The sequence below is a fragment of the Bradyrhizobium sp. Arg816 genome (genome assembly GCF_029989365.1).
GTDB lineage: Bacteria > Pseudomonadota > Alphaproteobacteria > Rhizobiales > Xanthobacteraceae > Bradyrhizobium.
In genome coordinates, this window is record NZ_JAPRAQ010000006.1 from 287,911 (window position 1) to 301,783 (window position 13,873).

General features: G+C 65.4%; 14 protein-coding genes and 2 tRNA genes. 5 read left to right on the top strand and 11 right to left on the bottom strand.

Features of this window, described 5'->3' with window-relative positions; all coding sequences use genetic code 11:
• Window positions 1-6: 6 nt before the first annotated feature.
• Window positions 7-510 carry a GAF domain-containing protein gene (locus OWC48_RS17615; protein WP_282521100.1) on the bottom strand — a complete coding sequence of 168 codons (504 nt, stop codon included), beginning with the start codon at window positions 508-510 and terminating at the stop codon, window positions 7-9.
• Window positions 507-1,865, bottom strand: coding sequence for an MFS transporter (locus tag OWC48_RS17620; protein WP_282521101.1), 1,359 nt, complete (start codon window positions 1,863-1,865; stop codon window positions 507-509). The genes OWC48_RS17615 and OWC48_RS17620 overlap by 4 nt, the downstream gene beginning before the upstream one ends.
• A gap of 113 nt (window positions 1,866-1,978) precedes the next feature.
• Between OWC48_RS17620 and OWC48_RS17625 the strand changes: the two genes are divergently transcribed.
• On the top strand, window positions 1,979-2,902 hold the full coding sequence (locus tag OWC48_RS17625; RefSeq protein ID WP_282521102.1) for a LysR family transcriptional regulator: 924 nt from the start codon (window positions 1,979-1,981) through the stop codon (window positions 2,900-2,902).
• Window positions 2,903-3,042: 140 nt separating this feature from the next.
• A complete protein-coding gene (locus OWC48_RS17630; protein WP_282521103.1) occupies window positions 3,043-4,074 on the top strand; it encodes an LLM class flavin-dependent oxidoreductase in 1,032 nt (343 codons plus the stop codon).
• Between the two features lie 25 nt (window positions 4,075-4,099).
• Here the strand turns inward: OWC48_RS17630 and OWC48_RS17635 are convergent, their stop codons facing one another.
• Complete coding sequence (locus OWC48_RS17635; RefSeq protein ID WP_282521104.1) at window positions 4,100-4,342, bottom strand: GIY-YIG nuclease family protein; 243 nt, start codon at window positions 4,340-4,342, stop codon at window positions 4,100-4,102.
• 94 nt (window positions 4,343-4,436) lie between these two features.
• Window positions 4,437-4,522 (bottom strand) — tRNA-Tyr (locus tag OWC48_RS17640).
• 206 nt (window positions 4,523-4,728) lie between these two features.
• Here OWC48_RS17640 and rlmB point away from each other — a divergent pair.
• Window positions 4,729-5,559, top strand: a complete 831-nt coding sequence (rlmB, locus tag OWC48_RS17645; RefSeq protein WP_282521105.1) for a 23S rRNA (guanosine(2251)-2'-O)-methyltransferase RlmB — start codon at window positions 4,729-4,731, stop codon at window positions 5,557-5,559.
• Window positions 5,560-5,785: 226 nt separating this feature from the next.
• On the opposite strand, the gene OWC48_RS17650 is transcribed toward rlmB, so the two are convergent.
• Together OWC48_RS17650 and OWC48_RS17655 are read right to left on the bottom strand one after the other, a co-directional pair.
• The gene (locus OWC48_RS17650) at window positions 5,786-6,292 is read right to left on the bottom strand and encodes a hypothetical protein (RefSeq protein WP_282521106.1); all 507 of its coding nucleotides are present in this window, start codon (window positions 6,290-6,292) and stop codon (window positions 5,786-5,788) included.
• A 69-nt stretch (window positions 6,293-6,361) separates the two neighbouring features.
• Window positions 6,362-6,847, bottom strand: coding sequence for a hypothetical protein (locus OWC48_RS17655; RefSeq protein ID WP_282521107.1), 486 nt, complete (start codon window positions 6,845-6,847; stop codon window positions 6,362-6,364).
• 307 nt (window positions 6,848-7,154) lie between these two features.
• Here OWC48_RS17655 and OWC48_RS17660 point away from each other — a divergent pair, with 307 nt between their 5' ends.
• Together OWC48_RS17660 and OWC48_RS17665 are read left to right on the top strand one after the other, a co-directional pair.
• Window positions 7,155-7,628: a hypothetical protein gene (locus OWC48_RS17660; RefSeq protein WP_282521108.1), complete on the top strand. Its 474-nt coding sequence runs from the start codon at window positions 7,155-7,157 to the stop codon at window positions 7,626-7,628.
• Window positions 7,629-7,799: 171 nt separating this feature from the next.
• Window positions 7,800-7,874 (top strand) — tRNA-Thr (locus OWC48_RS17665).
• A gap of 18 nt (window positions 7,875-7,892) precedes the next feature.
• On the opposite strand, the gene OWC48_RS17670 is transcribed toward OWC48_RS17665, so the two are convergent.
• From OWC48_RS17670 to OWC48_RS17690, 5 genes are all read right to left on the bottom strand, one after another.
• Complete coding sequence (locus tag OWC48_RS17670; protein ID WP_282521109.1) at window positions 7,893-8,306, bottom strand: GFA family protein; 414 nt, start codon at window positions 8,304-8,306, stop codon at window positions 7,893-7,895.
• Window positions 8,307-8,326: 20 nt separating this feature from the next.
• Window positions 8,327-10,159: a PQQ-binding-like beta-propeller repeat protein gene (locus OWC48_RS17675; RefSeq protein WP_282521110.1), complete on the bottom strand. Its 1,833-nt coding sequence runs from the start codon at window positions 10,157-10,159 to the stop codon at window positions 8,327-8,329.
• A 96-nt stretch (window positions 10,160-10,255) separates the two neighbouring features.
• On the bottom strand, window positions 10,256-10,969 hold the full coding sequence (locus OWC48_RS17680; RefSeq protein WP_282521111.1) for a class I SAM-dependent methyltransferase: 714 nt from the start codon (window positions 10,967-10,969) through the stop codon (window positions 10,256-10,258).
• Between the two features lie 81 nt (window positions 10,970-11,050).
• On the bottom strand, window positions 11,051-11,770 hold the full coding sequence (locus tag OWC48_RS17685; RefSeq protein ID WP_282521112.1) for a trans-aconitate 2-methyltransferase: 720 nt from the start codon (window positions 11,768-11,770) through the stop codon (window positions 11,051-11,053).
• Between the two features lie 254 nt (window positions 11,771-12,024).
• On the bottom strand, window positions 12,025-13,722 hold the full coding sequence (locus tag OWC48_RS17690) for a methyl-accepting chemotaxis protein (protein ID WP_282521113.1): 1,698 nt from the start codon (window positions 13,720-13,722) through the stop codon (window positions 12,025-12,027).
• Window positions 13,723-13,873 lie beyond the last annotated feature (151 nt).

The window sequence follows — 13,873 nt, forward strand, 5'->3', positions numbered from 1 at the left end:
ATCCTGTCAGAAGTCGGCCGGCGCAAGCAGCGCCGGCAAGGTGAGCTGGGCAAAGGGAAGGCACGCGGCGACATCGTCCTCGCCGTACCAGCCCGCCTCGTGAAGCAGATTGAGCGAGCCGAGTGTACGGCCGCGCCAGCGCACGGGCATGTTGAGCACGCTCGCGCAGCCGAGCGAGGCGATCAGCTCGTGGTCGGAGAACACCTTGCGCAGATCATCCGGCGTTCGGCCGATATAGGCCTCGCCGCGGTCGAGCACGGCCTCGGTCCACGGGCCCGGCGCGAGGCGCTTGCGTCCGCCGGTCGGATACGGACCGGGAAGATTGGAATAGACTCGCGCGGCTTCGCCGCTGTCGCCGTCGTAGGTCAGGATCGTGAACAGCTTGTGCCCGATCGCCGACTTCACGGCTTCGTCGAGTGCCGCGAACAGCGCATCCGGCTGATCCGCCCTGCCCTGCGCCGCCGCCACGGCGCAGAGCAAGGGATCAGCGGTAACCTTCGTCCGCGTCATGCAACTTCACCCGCCGCGATCTCTTCCAGCGAGCGGCCGCGCGTCGGCACGCCCATCAGCACGACGGTGACTGCCCCGAGCAGCAGGACAGTGGTGGTGACCCCGAATACGCCGGCAAAGCCGAAATTCGGATAGAGATAGCCGACCAGGATCGGCGAGACGATCGCGCCGATGCGACCGATTGCGGAGGCGAGCCCGGCACCCGTGGTCCTGACGGGCGTCGGGAATACTTCGGCGGTATAGGCATAGACGCCCGCATAGGTGCCGTTCATGAACAGGGACAGGAAGATTCCCGCCGCCATGATCTGCTGGTCGCTTTGCGCGAAGGCGAGCCCGAGCGCGCTGGCGCCGCCGAGCACCATGTAGGTCGCGATCGTCGCCTGCCGGCCGATGCGCTCGTTGAAATACGCGGCGCTGAAATAGCCGGGGATCTGCGCGCAATAGATCGCGATCGAATAGGCGAAGCTCTTGGTAATGCTCATCCCATTCTGGACCAGCAGGCCGGGGATCCAGACGAAGAAGGAATAATAGCTGAAGGTGATCGCCAGCCACATGATCCAGGTCATGATGGTGATGCGCGCCTGGCGGCCGGCGAGCAGCGCCGCGAAATTGGCGAGCAGCGTTCCGGTAGCTCCGGCCGGCGCCGTCGCTTCGACGACCGGCTGCGGCAGGACATGGCCCGCGCGTGCAAAGCCTGCCTCGATCCTGTCGAGGACGGCTTCGGCTTCCTTCTCCCGTCCCCGGCTTTCGAGCCAGCGCGGCGATTCCGGCAGCGCCCGGCGCCACCACAGCAGCATGACGACCGGCACCGCTGTGATCACCAGCACGATGCGCCAGCCGTTCTCGTAGGCGGGAACGATGAAGTAGCCGAGCAAGGCTGCGGCGACGAAGCCGAAGGAGAAGAAGCCGGCGAGTGCGCCGGTAAAGCTGCCGCGATAACGCCGCGCGACGAACTCCGCGAGATAGGGCGCGATGATCGCGCTCTCCGCGCCGGTCCCCATGCCCGCGACAACGCGGGCGGCAAAGAAGGACGGCCAGGTATCGACCATCGCACTCACGATCGATGCCGCGCAGTAAAGCGCCAGCGCCGACATCATCACCGCGCGGCGCCCGATCAGGTCACCGAGCGTACCGGCGAACAACGCGCCGAACAGGAAGCCGATATAGGTGCTGCTGCCGAGCACGCCGATCTGGACGCTCGACAGATTCCACGCCGTGCGCAGCACCGGCAGGATGAAGGCCAGCACCGCCGCGTCCATCGCGTCGAATGCGTAGCCGAGCCCGCCCATCAACAGCAGATGCGTGTGGAAACGCGCGAATGGAAGGCGCTCGATGCGCGCCGAGATCATCGACATGAAAGTCCCTCAGTCTAGGCGGCCCGGCGCTCCGCGTGTCCCTTGGGGAACCATAGACAAAGTGAGATTATCGTCATAATTTATAATCATGATCTAATATATCACCATGGTGAATGTTCGTGTCGTTCCGCGCGCTCGACCTCAACCTCCTGAAAGTCTTCGAGGCGCTGATGACCGAAGGCAGCGTTACCCGCGCGGCGAGCGCGCTGACGATGACGCAGCCCGCGGTCAGCAACGCGCTCGCGCGCCTGCGCGACGCGCTCGGCGACCCCCTGTTCGTCCGATCAGGCACCGGGATTCGTCCGACCCAGCGCGCCGTGGTGCTGTGGGAGCCGATCGGCGAGGCGCTGGAAAGCGTCCGTGGCGCGCTCGACGAGCAGGTGTTCGATCCCGCCCGCGCGCAGACCGAGTTCAGCCTGTCGATGTCGGACTACGTCGCCTCGCTGGTGATGCCGAACCTCCTCGGTCATCTCGGCAAGGTCGCACCCAAGGCGCGCATCCACACCGTGCCCAACACCATTTTGGAGATCGCCGATCAGCTCGAGGACAACAGGGTCGATTGCGTGCTGAGCGTCTATGTCAACGAGGCGCAACAGCCGGCCGCCATTCGCTCGCGCTCGCTGTGGACCGTCGACTACGCCTGCTTCATGCGGCGCGGCCATCCGCTCGCGGCGATGAAGCGGCTGAGCACGCGCAGCTTCCTCAACGCGGGGCACGTGGACGTGAGCCTCGCCGGCAAGACCTTGCCGTCCTACGATCTTTTCCTCGCCTCGCGCGGGCTGTCGCGCAATCTGGTCGCGACCGTCAATCATTACAGCGCCGCCTACGAGGTCGTGCGCCAGTCCGACCTGATCGCCGTGCTGCCGAGCGATCTGCGCTCGCAATCCCGGCACGCGCCGTTCCTGCACGCCATGCCGCTGCCACTCAAGGCACCGCCGCGCATCGTCAGCCTGTTCTGGCACCAGCGCAACGACACCGTGCCGGCGCAGCGCTGGCTGCGCGAGACCCTGGTCGAGATGTTCGCCAGCTCCGATTGATCCGCCGGTGCGGTGAAAAACCGGAAACCCAGCCTTTCCCGGAGCAGCATTGTCGAAGCGGCCTCCGCGCCCTAGCTGCACAGCAAACAATTTCCCACATGCGGGCGCCGCTCGCGCCCCCCCCCTCAGAGACCTGATCGATGACCTCACCGCTTCAATTCGGACTGGATACTTTTGGCGACGTCACCAAGGACGGCACAGGCAAGATGCTCGCGCACGCGCAGGTGATCCGCAATGTCGTCGACGAAGCCGTGCTGGCCGACGAGCTCGGCATCGACTTCATCGGCCTCGGCGAGCATCACCGATCTGATTTTGCGATCTCCTCGCCCGAGACCGTGCTCGCCGCGATCGCGTCGCGCACCAGGCGCATCCATCTCGGCTCGGCCGTGACGGTGCTGAGCTCGGACGATCCGATCCGCGTGTTCCAGCGCTTTGCCACGCTCGATGCGCTCTCCAACGGCCGCGCCGAGGTCATCCTCGGCCGCGGCTCCTTCACCGAATCCTTTCCGCTGTTCGGCTTCGACCTGCGCGCTTACGAGGCGCTGTTCGAGGAGAAGCTCGATCTGTTCACGGCACTCTTGTCGCAGCAGCCGGTGACCTGGGAGGGCAAGCTGCGGCCGCCGCTGAAGGAGCAGCTGGTCTATCCGCCGGTCGAAAATGGCCGGCTTAAGACCTGGATCGGCGTCGGCGGCAGCCCGCAATCGGTGGTGCGCGCCGCACACTACGACCTGCCCCTGATGCTCGCGATCATCGGCGGCGATCCCGCGCGCTTTGCGCCTTACGTCGATCTCTATCACCGCGCCTTCAAGGAGTTCGGCCGCCCGGCACAGCCGATCGGCGTGCACTCGCCTGGCTACATCGCCGAGACGGACGAACAGGCGCGCGAAGAACTGTGGCCCGACTACAAGGCGATGCGCGACCGCATCGGCAAGGAGCGCGGCTGGCCGCCGATGGGCCGCGACGAGTTCGTCAGCGAAGCCGAGCACGGCTCGCTCTATGTCGGCTCGCCGGAAACCGTCGCGCGCAAGATCGCCAAGACCGCAAAGGCGCTCGGCATTTCGCGCTTCCAGCTGAAATATTCGGCGGGGCCTTTGCCGCACGAGAAGCTGATGAAGAGCATCGAGCTTTACGGGCGGAAAGTGGTGCCGATGGTCAGGGAGATGATGGGGTGATGCGATAGTCCGTTTTCGCTTTCGCTCACCAGAATCTCTTCTTCGCGAAGGCGTGGCCCGAACCCGACTTCAAATAGCCTTCGAAGGCTCTCGCCTTCTCGATATCTGAGAAGGCCACATAGGTAACCAGCCTCCAAGGCATGTATTTGGAGGTATGCGGAGACTTGCCCGCGTTATGATCCGCTAGCCGTTTCTTGAGGTTCGCCGTCAGGCCAATATAGCGCTGACCGCCGAAAGCGTCGCTCTCCAGAAGATAGACGTAGTGCATGGAGCCGCCCTCCTTCGCCGAGGCTTCGGAGGGCATCCTGCTTCGCGCAGTGAAGGGCCGCAAATCCTGCGAAGCGCGTCAGCGCGAAGCAGGATGGTGGGGGAGGCAGGACTCGAACCTGCGAAGCCATGAGGCGGCTGATTTACAGTCAGCTCCCTTTGCCACTCGGGACACTCCCCCGCTCGACGGCAGCACAATCGGGCCGGACCTTGCCGGCGACCGAAGACGGCCATGGAACGTGAAGGCCGCGACAGCCCGGATGGGGGCGCGACCGGGCGCGTTTATGGGCGATGCGGTGGGGCAAAGTCAACCGAGGCGAACAGCTAAAATCGCCCCCGAAGCCACCCAAATTGCCATATTCCGGGACCCGTGACACAAGCGAGCCCATGAAGGATCGAAAATTCACCCCAAGGGGCCCCCGCGCCGGAGCTAAGCCCTTCAACAGGCCCGGAAAATCAGCCGGTCGGCCGGCCTGGCGCGACCGCGATTCGCAGTCCGGCGGACCGGTCATCCTCTACGGCTGGCACACCGTGACCATGGCGCTCGCCAACCCTCAGCGGCAGATCCGCAAGCTGACGCTGACCGAGAACGCCGCAAAGCGGCTTGCGGACGAAAACATCGCGACCCGCGTCACGCCCGAGATCGTCCGGCCCCAGGAGATCGACCGCCTGCTGTCGCCCGACGCCGTGCACCAGGGCCTGCTCGCCGAGGCCGACGCCCTGCCCTCGCCCGACATTGAGACCCTGGAGCAGGAAGGCATGGTGCTGGTGCTCGACCAGATCACCGATCCGCACAACGTCGGCGCCATCCTGCGCTCCGCCGCGGCGTTCGCGGTGAAGGCGATCGTCACCACGGCGCGCCACAGCCCCGAGGCAACCGGCGTGCTGGCCAAGGCCGCCTCCGGTGCTCTCGAGCTGGTGCCAATGGTGACCGTGCAGAACCTCGCCCGAGCGCTGACCGCGTTGAATGAGCGCGGCTTCCAGACCGTTGGACTGGACAGCGAAGGCAGCGAGGACCTCTCGAACGTCACGCTGCGCGAGCCGCTCGCGCTGGTGCTTGGTGCCGAAGGCAAGGGCCTGCGGCAATTGACCCGCGAGACATGCAGCGTCGTGGCGCGGCTCGACATGCCCGGCGAGATCAAGAGCCTCAACGTCTCCAACGCCGCCGTGCTCTCGCTCTACGTCGGCGCGAGCCGTCTCGGGCTGATGAAGCGGTAGCTGCTGACGCAACGGCGTTCTGCTCCCTCGCCCCGTTCTTACGGGGAGAGGGTTGGGGTGAGGGGTCGCCTCCGCAATCACGGTGACAGTTGGACTCGCGGAGAGTCCCCCTCACCCGGATTGCTGCGCAATCCGACCTCTCCCCGCAAGCGGGGCGAGGTGAAGAAAACAAAACGCCCGTCCGCATCACACGGACGGGCGTTTCGTTGGCTCAACCGATCAGAGATCAGTAATAGCGGCGCAGTACGCGATGGCCGCCGTAATAGTACGGCGCCGGTGCGCGGCGATGGGCGTAGCCGTAGCGCTGAGCGTAGCCGTAGTGCGTACGCGGGAGATAGCCGTAGCGCGGGCCATAGCCGTAGCGATACGGACGGTAGTACGGGCGGCGATAGGGATAGGCCGCCGGCGCTTCGACGGCGGCAGCACGGTAGCCATAGCCGTAGCCGTAATTGGCGGGCGCAACGACCGCGTCCTCACGATAGGTCGGATACGGCGCGAAGGCGCCCGGGCCGGTATAGGTCGGGCCCTGGTTGACGTAATAATACTGCGTGGTCGGCTCGGCGAGACGCTCATAGGCGCCGTAGCCGTACCCATAGCCGCCGCAACCGGTGTTGCAGCCGGAGTAAACCGGCGCAACCGGTGCGCACGTGCTGAAGCCGCAAGCCGCGGCGGGCGCGGTGGCGACGAACATCACGGCAGCCGCCGCAACCAGTCCCGAAATCATTTGACGCATTACTCTCTCCTGTTGATTTTCGTATCTTGGATTTTTGATCTTGGATTTTTTCTTGGATTTTGACGTTTCTTAAGTCGGCGGCCTTCCGGGCGCCTCTGCATGCGGCCGCGGCCGAGGACGCCGCGGACGGTCATTGATCTCAGGCGCAAAGATCACCGGCGGCGGATTGACGGGCACGTCCATCTGCGGCGGCAGCGGCGCCGATTCCACACCCCAGCTCTGGTGATAGCTCTCGGCGGGCTTTGGCAATTTGCGGTTGGCGGGCGGCTCGACCTCGAGCCGGCCGTAGCCGGGCCGCAGGCCCATGGTCGGATAATAATGGCCGACATCCTCGGGCTGCCGCTCGGCGATATAGCGCCCGCCATAGATCGTCGGCTGCACCTGGACGTTCTTGCCGAGGCCCCAGACACCCTCGACCACGCTGTAGGACGCGTCGATGTTGTCGATGATGATGGGCACGCCCGGGCGGCCGGGCACGACGATGTCGAAGCCGCCGCCGGCAAACGCCGTCGCGGGCAATCCGATCAGAATGGCGGCGAGCGCGAGAGCGCGCATGGAAGGATCCCGGTTTATCCGACGCTCAACCTATCCGATCGCCACGCGGAGAGGGTTAAGGCCCCCTCACCAATTTCCGGTAAGCCTAACGTGCGAGGGTCGACAGCGGCTCAAATGCCGCAAGCTGCGCTAGCGAAGCGTTAACGGGACGCAAACCCGCCGCACATGGCGGATCGCACGAGGTTGCGTGGCGCAAGCTGCACATCCTGGGCGGGCTCACGTCGATGTGACCCCACGTGCGAGAATCCGCGGAACGACTGTAGGATGGCGCGCTTAGCACAGGTCTCAACAACATGGAGAAAATGCCATGACGAGCCTGAAGCTTCTTGGCCTAGCCGCGATCGTCGCGTCCACGCTGGCAACACCGGCCTTCGCGCAAACGACCCTCGACAATTCGGGCCGCTGCACGGGGCTCTTCCAGGATCCCAATTGCCAGAATCTCGGCCCCGCAAATCCCACCACCGATCGCGCCTATCGGCGCCGGCACATGGCCCGCGGCCAAGTGAATCCGAATGACGGAACTCGATCGGGCTTCTGGCCGGTCGACACTGCAGGCGCAGTTGCTGGCGCGGCCGTCGGGACCGCGGCAGCTGTCGCATCCGCGCCATTCGGCGGCTGGGACAATTCCTACGCCTATGACAATTCCGGCGGATATAACGGCGGCCGCGGCGAAATGGGCTGGTACGGCAATTGGGATACCTACGCGGCCCGCAACGGCATCGTTTGCCGGCCCGGGACCTGGTACAAGGGCGCGGACGGCCTCCAGCACATCTGCCAATAAGGCCTTCTTCCATCGGGTTGAATGGTTTCAGGCCGCCCTACGGGCCGCCTGTTTCATGCCGGCGAAACGCAACCCTCTGGTTCTGGCACTTTCCAACCAAGTCTGATATTGCGGCGCCCACGGGCGGACGGCTCCAGCACATGCCGGTCCCCGCCCAGCTTCATGAGCGTGGCCGGCTTAGCTCAGCGGTAGAGCAGCGGTTTTGTAAACCGAAGGTCGGGGGTTCAATCCCCTCAGCCGGCACCAGCGCTTGAGGCGGAAGCTTCAGCTTGCATTCTTCGGCGCACTGCTTTGCTGGAAGTGCTCCGCACCATTGATTTCGACCCAGGCATGTTTCGACTGCTCGAAAACCGATCTTAGCGGAGCCGGGAAATTCGGGTCCGCCATCGCGCCGACGGCAACGCCAATCATCCCTGGCAGGTTGTCCGCCTTCCAGCAGACTGTCGAACCGCAATTGGTGCAAAAATAGCTGCGGACGTTGCCGCCGCTCGCGGCCTTGCGAACGTATTCGCTTGGGGTCCCCGAGATCGTGACGGCCTCAGCCGCGTAGAAGGCACCGACGCCGAACGGCGCACCGGTTCGGCGCTGGCAGTCCATGCAGTGACAAGCAACGACCGCGCGGGATGGCCCCGCGAGCGACAATGCAACGGCGCCGCAACGGCATCTGGCATCGATCATCGCGCCTCCCTGCCTCGCGCTCAGTCCGTCCCCACCTCGAACGCCAGCAGCACGTTGCCGGCGACGCCGCTCCATTGGCCGTAGCCGGAATTGGTGTAGAGCATGCCGCCGGCGATGACCGGTCCGGGACCATCGATCGCGCCGCCATGGGCGGGGACGCCGTTGACGGCCTTGTAATCCTGCGCGGTGTCGAACTCCCAGATCAGCTTGCCGTCGCTGGCATAGGCACGCAGGAAGCCGCTGACGCTGCCGGAGAACACGACGCCGGGGATCAGGCTCACCGCCGCCGACAGCGCGGGGCTGCATTGAAGACGATCGCCACAGGCGACCGGAGGCACCTCCATCACGACAGTCCCGCTGGCGAGATCGAGCCCGAACAAGCCACCGCCTTGCGTGGAGTCGAGACGTCTGGTGCCGTCACGCAGGAAACGCACATCGGAGTTCGCGACATAGATGCGGTCCTGATCGGCCGCCGAGCCCCATTCGCTGCCGCCGAGCGCACCGCCCTTCCCGATCCGCGTCTGCCACAGGATCTTGCCGCCGTCGTCGGGATCGAGCGCGTGCACGACGCCGGATTTCTGTGCGATGGCAAGAACGCGCCTGCCGTCGCGCAGGGTCACCAGGATCGGAGACTGACCGAAATCGTGGTCGGGTCCGTGATCCTCGGGACAATTGGTCTTGTCCGCACCGTAGCACGCCACGACATAAGCGTCCTTCGGCGTGGCCTGCTGGCTCCAGAGCAGCTTTCCCGTCGCAAGATCGAAGGCGAGAATCGCGTCACTCGTTGCGGATGGCGGATTCGAATAGGAATTGCTGGTCGCGACATAGATCGCGCCGCGCTTCACATCGATCGTCGGCGCCGACCAGATCGCGGCACCGGACGGGCCGAACAGCTGCACGCCCTTCGCGTTCTTGTCGGTCGGATGCGGCACTTCCGGGATCGTATAGGCTTGCCAGACCGGCTTGCCGGTCGCGGCGTCCAACGCCACCACGCTGCCGCGGAAGGTGCAACATTCGTAAGAGGCTTGCGAGCCGGCGGCTTCCTCGAGCGAGGACACCGGCACGTAGAGAACGCCGGAATGCAGCACCGGTGCGCCGGTGATGCGCGCGGCCGGATGCTCCTCCACCTTCGCCTTCCAGATCAACGCCCCCGTTAGCGCGTTCACGGCATAGGCGTTGGCACGCAAATCACCGAAGAAGATCGCGAACTGATCGGAACCGGGAAGCGGTGCGACCGTGATCGCAGCGCGCACCGCCGCATCGATCGCGAACGTCCACAGCGTGCAGCCGGTTCGCGCGTCGAGCGCATGCACCTTGCGGTCGGTGCCGCCGATGAACAGCAGGCCGCCCATGATCGTCGGCGGCGCAAAGGACACCGAGGCGCCGGGAAACGCGTAGGCCCATTTCAGCCGCAGGCGCGGCACCTGCGCCGCGGTCAGGCCCGCCATGTCGGCCGGCTGGAAGCGGCTGTTGTTGAGGTCGACGCCCCACCCGTTCCAGCGCGGGCCGTCGAGCGGTTGCGGAAAGCCGCTGAGTTGCTGCGTGCAGCCGCCCTGCCCGTCAGACGCGCTGCTGATCGCGGCCTTGCCGGTGACGAAAGCAGCAATCGCGCGACGCTCGTCGTCGCTGCGCTCCTTCGCCATCGCGGCCATGCTGCCGGAGGTCAGCGTCCCCAGCACGTGATCGAACGACATCGCCCGCATGGCGCCGCGCGCGGGCGCGCGGCTCTGGGCATCACCGGCATCGTGACATTGCGCGCAGTGGGTTGCGTAGAGCGCGGCGCCGTTCTGCTGCGCCAGTGCGGGCGCGGAGCACCAGATCAACAGAGCGGCTACGACAAAACTCGGCCTCATGGCGTCCTCCGGTATCGTCGTGAAAAGATCGCATCACACAACCTGAAGTGTATCGCCAGTGCGATCGCGGACGCAATGGAGTTCCGCCTGCGTCTGTCACATCGCCGTGGCCATGCGTACACGATCGGGCAATTCATCCAGACGCCATAGGGCGAGGCTCTTGTCGCGCCAGCCGCCACCGCCCTCCTCGCAACGCTCGTTGATCAGCGCGCGCGGCGAGGGCCAGTTGAATGGCGCCTTCGCCATGTTCAGCGCGCGCCAATCGCCATCCTCGCAATCGCGATTTGCATCCCATTCGGGAAATGTTGTCACCAGCAGGAAGCCAGCGCCACTGTCGGCAAAGCGGGCAACGGCGCGGGCGATATTGTCGAAGCTCAAATGAACCAGGCAGTCTCGGCACAGGATGACATCCGCGCGCGGCAGCGCATCGCGCGTGATGTCGGCAACGAGAAACCGGCCGGACAATTCGCCGCCGGCCACACGCCGGCGATTGGTCTCGATCAGCGACGGCACGACGTCGATGCCGGTATAGTCGAGGTCGAACTTGATGCGGCCGATCCAGCCGGCATCGCCGCAGGGCGCATCGAGCAGCGAGCGCGCCCCGAGCCGTCGCAGCAGGGGAGGAAGCTCCTCCCGGATCGCGGCGGTCGCCGGGTCCTCCGAGCCGAGGCCCGAGACGGATGTGGCGGCGCCCCACAGGTTGGTCCGCTCGATCCGCTCGAACCGCGCGGCGAGATCGAGGCCGTCAAAGTTCTCGCGGTCCGCAACGAAGCGCTCATGGGCGAGGACGGGTGCACGATTGGTGATCATCGGGCGAGGCTCACATGAAAATTCCGTCGCGGGCCCACTATACAGCCGCAGCGTCGCCTGCGAAATCGCCAGCCGCTTCCCTCAGGCCGGCTTCTGCCACTCCATGATGTGGAAATAGGGTACGCGGCGATGAACGGCATTCCTCTCGGGATCGCCGCCTGCGGGCTCCGGCTCGACGAACAGACGCAGCTGAAGGCCGTGATCGAGCAACAGCGTCATGTAGGTGCTGAGCGGACGATGCCAGTTCTGGATCCGGATGCCGCACCAGCTCACCCAGATCGGCCGCTCCTCCATGTAGTGGTCGATCGAGAAGCGCGGGATACCCTCGCCGTCCCGCGTCCAGCCGTCGGGCTGGCCCGCGGTGTTGAAGCTGGTCAGGTTGGCGATCAGCAGCGTGCCGCCCGGCCGCAGCGCCGCCACCATCTTCGTGATGGCCGCGCCGAGGTCGGGCATGTCGATCAGGCTGAGATAGCTGACGACCAGGTCGAATTCCGCACTGAGCTCCATCGTCTCGGCGCGGCCGAGCCGATAGTTGCCGGTCGGGTCCAGCTCCCTGGCGCGCGCAAGCAACGCTTCGGTCGGATCGAGGCCGGTGGTGCGGATGCCGACGCACTGCATGATACGGCAGAAGCGCCCCTCCCCGCAGCCGACGTCGAGCGCATTGCGAAAGCCGCGCCCTTCGATCCGCGCCCGCATCGGCGCGTCCAGGACGAAGCGGCGACCGTAGTCGCCGTCTTCCCCCTGCTCGACGATCCAAGCGGCCGCGGACGCGGTCCAGCCGTCGCTGACGTCCTCGTTCATTGGGCGACCTTCGGGAATGGATGTTGGCCACGCGCATCGCGCCTGCGCGGCTACTGACCACGGATTGGATCAGAGTTCAACATCAGGTAGCTTGCGCATCCGATGCGCTCGACCACCAGCAAAGAGAAGGCCAAAATCGTTGCCGGCGCCGTGACGGCCGTCGTCATGACGGCCATGCTCTTGGTGTTCGCGCTCGGCCTTTTGCTTCCGCATTAGGCACGGTGAGCGCGGCGGACGAGTGCCGCCGCGCAAACTTACGCCGCGCGCACGGTCCGCAAGAATTTTCCGACCTCGTCCTTCAGCCGGTTGCTGTCGGTAGCCAGCATCTTGGCGGTCGAAAGCACCTGCGAGGACGCCGAGCCGGTCTCGGCCGCACCGCGCTGCACGTCCGTGATGTTGGTGGAGACCTGCTGGGTGCCGTGAGCGGCCTGCTGCACGTTGCGCGAGATCTCCTGGGTCGCCGCGCCCTGCTCCTCGACCGCCGCGGCAATGGTCGACGACACCTCCGACAGCCGCTCGATCGTCGCGGAGATGTCGCGGATAGCGTTGACGGATTCCTGGGTCGCGGTCTGGATTCCGGAAATCTGCTGGCTGATCTCGCCGGTCGCCTTCGCCGTTTGCTCGGCCAGCGTCTTCACCTCGGAGGCGACGACCGCGAAGCCGCGGCCGGCCTCGCCGGCACGTGCCGCCTCGATCGTGGCGTTCAGCGCCAGCAGGTTGGTCTGGCCGGCAATGGTGTTGATCAGCTCGACGACATCGCCGATCCGCGTCGCCGCGATCGAGAGCTCGCTGACCCGCTCGGTCGTGGTGCGCGCCTGGGTGACGGCCTCGCCCGCCATCCGCGCGGACTCCTGCACCTGCCGGCTGATCTCGTTGACCGAGGACGACAGCTCCTCCGTGGCGGTCGCAACCGACTGCACGTTGCCCGTGGCTTCACCCGAAGCGACAGCGACCACCGAGGTCAGCTCCTGCGCGCGGTGCGCGGTGGTGGCCAGCGTCGAGGACGACGCTTCGAGCTCGGTGGACGCCGAGCCCACCGTCTCGATGATCTCGCCGACCGCACGTTCGAAGCCGTCGGCCAGGTTGACCATGTCACGGCGGCGCTGCTCGGCGGCCTGCTTCTCGGTTTCGAGCTGCGCAGCCTTGAGGTGTTCGACCTCGAGCGCGTTGGTCTTGAACACTTCGACGGTCCTGGCCATGTCGCCGATTTCGTCGCTACGGTCCTTCTCGGGCACCTCGGTCTTGAGATCGTTGCGGGCGAGACCCTCCATGGCGAGCTTGAGGCGGGCGATCGGCCGGGACATCGCATTGAGGCCGATGAAGAGCGCGATCGCGATGCCGACGATCAGGCCACCGGCGCTGACCCCGATCACGGTCCAGCTCGCGGATCTGGCGTCGCGGTTGATGGCCTCCTTACGCTTGCTGACAGCCTGCGCGGTCTCGGTCACGAATTGAGCGATGCGTGCGAAGGCCGCATCCATCACCGGATCGCACTCCTTGTGGGCACGTTCGGCCGCCTTGGCATTCTCTTCCACGCTGCTTGCCTGTGCGCCGGCCTGAAGCACCGGATCACAGCTGGCGAACACAGCTTTCAACTGGTCCCCGATGCTCTTGATCTGGCTCGTACGCGACGGATCGTCCTGCTCCGCCGCCTCCAGGAATTGACGAATTTCGTTGCGGTTCTGGTTTGCCGTCTTGAGGCGGCCGGCATTGCCCGCCTCGGTCGTCTCGGTGAAGGTCGCGTAGAGCGCCGCATGATAGGTCTCGGCGCGGCGCTGGGCGCGCGTGAGGTTGAGAGCCGAGGATTGGGCGGCGGAGAGTTCGGCAAACCCGTCGACGGTCGCCGAAAGTTCGCGCGTGCTGAAGGCGGCGACGGCGACCATCGCGCATCCCATCACCGCCACGATCAGCGCGACCTTCCACACGATTTTCAGATTGTTCAAAAAGCTCATCACAGCCGCCTCAATGCTTCTGCCGACGCATAATCCCAGCAACGGGCATTGGAACCGGCGGACGTTAAAATTTGATGCCAAATCCACCGAGTAGTCTTACGGAAAAATAACTATTCGAGGTGTCGACGTAAGCTTCGCGTAAGCTTCCGCC

Excerpts from the sequence above, each read along its gene's own strand:
- OWC48_RS17630 (WP_282521103.1), top strand. The coding sequence starts at position 3,043 with ATGACCTCACCGCTTCAATTCGGACTGGATACTTTTGGCGACGTCACC.
- OWC48_RS17685 (WP_282521112.1), bottom strand. The coding sequence starts at position 11,770 with ATGAACGAGGACGTCAGCGACGGCTGGACCGCGTCCGCGGCCGCTTGG.
- rlmB (WP_282521105.1), top strand. The coding sequence starts at position 4,729 with ATGAAGGATCGAAAATTCACCCCAAGGGGCCCCCGCGCCGGAGCTAAG.
- OWC48_RS17655 (WP_282521107.1), bottom strand. The coding sequence starts at position 6,847 with ATGCGCGCTCTCGCGCTCGCCGCCATTCTGATCGGATTGCCCGCGACG.
- OWC48_RS17675 (WP_282521110.1), bottom strand. The coding sequence starts at position 10,159 with ATGAGGCCGAGTTTTGTCGTAGCCGCTCTGTTGATCTGGTGCTCCGCG.
- OWC48_RS17635 (WP_282521104.1), bottom strand. The coding sequence starts at position 4,342 with ATGCACTACGTCTATCTTCTGGAGAGCGACGCTTTCGGCGGTCAGCGC.
- OWC48_RS17690 (WP_282521113.1), bottom strand. The coding sequence starts at position 13,722 with ATGAGCTTTTTGAACAATCTGAAAATCGTGTGGAAGGTCGCGCTGATC.
- OWC48_RS17615 (WP_282521100.1), bottom strand. The coding sequence starts at position 510 with ATGACGCGGACGAAGGTTACCGCTGATCCCTTGCTCTGCGCCGTGGCG.
- OWC48_RS17620 (WP_282521101.1), bottom strand. The coding sequence starts at position 1,865 with ATGTCGATGATCTCGGCGCGCATCGAGCGCCTTCCATTCGCGCGTTTC.
- OWC48_RS17660 (WP_282521108.1), top strand. The coding sequence starts at position 7,155 with ATGACGAGCCTGAAGCTTCTTGGCCTAGCCGCGATCGTCGCGTCCACG.
- OWC48_RS17650 (WP_282521106.1), bottom strand. The coding sequence starts at position 6,292 with ATGCGTCAAATGATTTCGGGACTGGTTGCGGCGGCTGCCGTGATGTTC.
- OWC48_RS17680 (WP_282521111.1), bottom strand. The coding sequence starts at position 10,969 with ATGATCACCAATCGTGCACCCGTCCTCGCCCATGAGCGCTTCGTTGCG.
- OWC48_RS17625 (WP_282521102.1), top strand. The coding sequence starts at position 1,979 with ATGTTCGTGTCGTTCCGCGCGCTCGACCTCAACCTCCTGAAAGTCTTC.
- OWC48_RS17670 (WP_282521109.1), bottom strand. The coding sequence starts at position 8,306 with ATGATCGATGCCAGATGCCGTTGCGGCGCCGTTGCATTGTCGCTCGCG.